The sequence below is a fragment of the Vulcanococcus sp. genome, assembly GCF_044369115.1.
GTDB lineage: Bacteria > Cyanobacteriota > Cyanobacteriia > PCC-6307 > Cyanobiaceae > Vulcanococcus.
The window spans coordinates 1-2,706 of record NZ_JBIPMN010000249.1; the positions used below are offsets into that span (position 1 = coordinate 1).

At 63.1% G+C, this 2,706-nt stretch carries 2 protein-coding genes and 1 pseudogene; 2 read left to right on the forward strand and 1 reads right to left on the reverse strand.

The features are described from left to right. On the forward strand, positions 1-1,228 hold a 1,228-nt coding region (locus tag ACIQ2E_RS14005; protein WP_398331838.1), incomplete at its 5' end, for an iron uptake porin. A 657-nt stretch (positions 1,229-1,885) separates the two neighbouring features. Here the strand turns inward: ACIQ2E_RS14005 and ACIQ2E_RS14010 are convergent. Next, entirely contained in the window at positions 1,886-2,086 is a 201-nt protein-coding gene (locus ACIQ2E_RS14010; protein WP_398331841.1) for a galactose oxidase, read from the reverse strand. 382 nt (positions 2,087-2,468) lie between these two features. Between ACIQ2E_RS14010 and ACIQ2E_RS14015 the strand changes: the two are divergent. After that, a pseudogene (locus ACIQ2E_RS14015) lies at positions 2,469-2,706 on the forward strand (hypothetical protein); the annotation flags it as partial.

Here is a 2,706-nt window from a genome sequence, read left to right on the forward strand (position 1 = left end):
GATGAAGGAGTTCGAAAAGGAACTCGCCGTGCTCAAAGGCCGTGTGGATGGCCTCGAGGCCAAGGTTGCTGAGCTGGAAGCCACCCAGTTCTCCACCACTACCAAGCTTTCAGGCCTGGCCACGTTCGTGTTCGGTGCCAACACCTTCGGGGGCAGCGCCAGCAACTTGGTGGATGCCAACAAGGCAGCGTTCGGCGCCACCACCTTCAACTACGACGTGCAGCTGAACTTCAACACCAGCTTCACCGGCAAGGATCTGCTGCGCACGACCCTGCGTGGTGGCAACTTTGACAGATCCAACAACAGCTTCGGCGGAGGCGGTCCCAGCGCTCTCTCACAGCTAGAAGTGGCCTTCCAGGAAGATGCGGGCGCCAATATCGTGGGCATCGATCGCCTCTTCTATCAATTCCCCCTGGGTGACTTCACCTTCACCCTGGGTGGCCGCGTTGGTCAGGAGGACATGCTCGCCATCTGGCCGAGTGTGTACCCGACTGAAACGGTGCTCGACGTGCTCACCCTCGGCGGTGCACCGGGGGCCTACAACAAGAACCTTGGTGCCGGCGCCGGTGTCTGGTGGCAGAAGAATGGCTTCGCCATCAGTGCCAACTACGTGGCCGCCAATGGCAACAACGGCACTCCCAATGAGGGTGGCATCGCCACCGATGGCGCCGGTGGCACCGGCACCGTGCAGATCGGCTACACCGCGGAGCAGTGGGGGCTTGTGGCCACCTACTCCTACATCCAGAACGCCAACGATCTGTTTGTTTATGCCACCAACTTCACCCTCGACAGCTTCCAGAACCCAGGTGACACCTCAGCGTTCGGTCTGAGCGCCTACTGGCAGCCCGCCGAAAGCGGCTGGATCCCCTCCATCAGTGCCGGCTGGGGCATCAACAGCACCAACTACAACAGCACCGTCAACGATCAGGGCCTGGTGAGCACCAGCCAGTCCTGGAGCGTGGGTTTGCAGTGGGAGGATGCCTTCATGCAGGGCAACGCGCTCGGCATGGCCGTTGGCCAGGCGCCCTTTGCCACCAGCCTCAAGGGCGGTGACTCCCCCAACGATGGCAACTACGTGTGGGAGTGGTGGTACAAGGTCCAGGTGACCGACAACATCGCTGTGACCCCGGCGTTGTTTTACCTGAGCCGGCCGCTGGGGGGTGACACCCCTGAGGGCAGGGGCTTCAACCAGTTGGGTGGTCTGATCAAGACCAGCTTCAGCTTCTGATCCAACCAAAAACCCCCGAGCAGCGCCCGGGGGTCATGAGTCAATCAACATTCCAATGGCAATCGTTGGTCGAAGCTGCTGGCGTTGGCACCTGGGGCCGAACGTTCCAGGTGTGAGCGATTGGTTCTCCTGGGGCACCTATGTCGATGCAAACGGAGTGTCGATCAGTCAGGCGCACAGGGTGAGGCGGCTTTGGATGCCCTTCCTCGACTTGCCCGGCTGAACGACCTGCCCACAGTTGGGTGAAGACTGTTGGAGCAGGGGCCTGCAGTCAGCGTTGCTTCTGCTGGTGCTGCGGTGGGGTATCAGCCATCGGTGGCGCCTCCCTGGGTTGATGGGTTCAGATTCGCCCGGCCAGCCGCCTCAAACAATCCGTCTTTACACGCATTGCGTTGGTTGCTGGGCAGGAGCAGAGTGGTGATCAGTGGCTGCGATGCAGAGCTGTTCAATGTCCCGTTCCACTGCAGGGCAGTCAGACCAGTTGATCTAGCCTCATCCTGATCGGTCATTCAGATTGCCCGGGAGCTGTGCGATCGCATCGACGCTTGATCGTGTTCAAGGCCAGCGCGGCCATTGCAGCGGCTGGCGGCCATCGCTCAGCCAGCCCTCTGCAGGCGCCGATGGGATCTTCTGGCCCGTCTTCTGAACGAACACGCCTCAACCAGCCTCCGGTGCCCAGCCCTGCTGTCGGCTGACGTCATCGGTCCAGCCCTGGCAGCGGGTGAGCAGGTGCTCACCCTGGGCAATCAGGCCGTGGTGCAGCCGGCAGGTGAGCAGCGGAATGCACTCGGCTCCGGCGTGGTGGCGAAACCAGTGGCAGGTCATGCAGACCTTGCGGCTGCGGCTGGGGCGCAGCACGCCCTCATCCAGGTAAGACCAGGCCTCTGGCTCCTCTGCGGGCGCAGCTGCTCCGCCTGGGCAACGCGTGGCCGAGGGGGACGAAGAGGAGGGAAAACGCGCCATCACAGCCCTGCATGCATACACTTGTACTAGCAGGAGCTGGCCGAGTTGTCATTGGCTGTGCACGCGGCTCCGCAGGCGCTGCCCAAGAAGAAGCCCCGGGCCATGGGCGCCCGGGGCAAGTGGGTCCTTCCGGTCTGTGGGTTCTCGCACTGCTCCTCCGTCATGACTCAACTGCCAGGGGCAGCGCAAGGGGCCCGGAACCCTATGGGGCCTCACAACACACTCCTTGCTCGCTTTCCTTCACTCTCTGCTTCCTCTGATCCCGTCCCTGCTGCCGATGCTCAGCTGGACGGGCTCCTGCCTCGCGCCATCGCCCACAACCGCCACCACCAGCCCGGTCTCCAGCGAAACGCTGCCGCCCACGCCTTGCCAGCAGGAGTACGCGCTTGCCGCCTTTGAGCAGGGCGACTGGCTGGCTGAACTCGACCTGCTCCAGCTCGGGAATGCCCTGCAGCGCAGCGTCAGGGGCCGGGGCGGCCACGACGGCCGCGCCTTTGATCTGATGTTCGCCATCG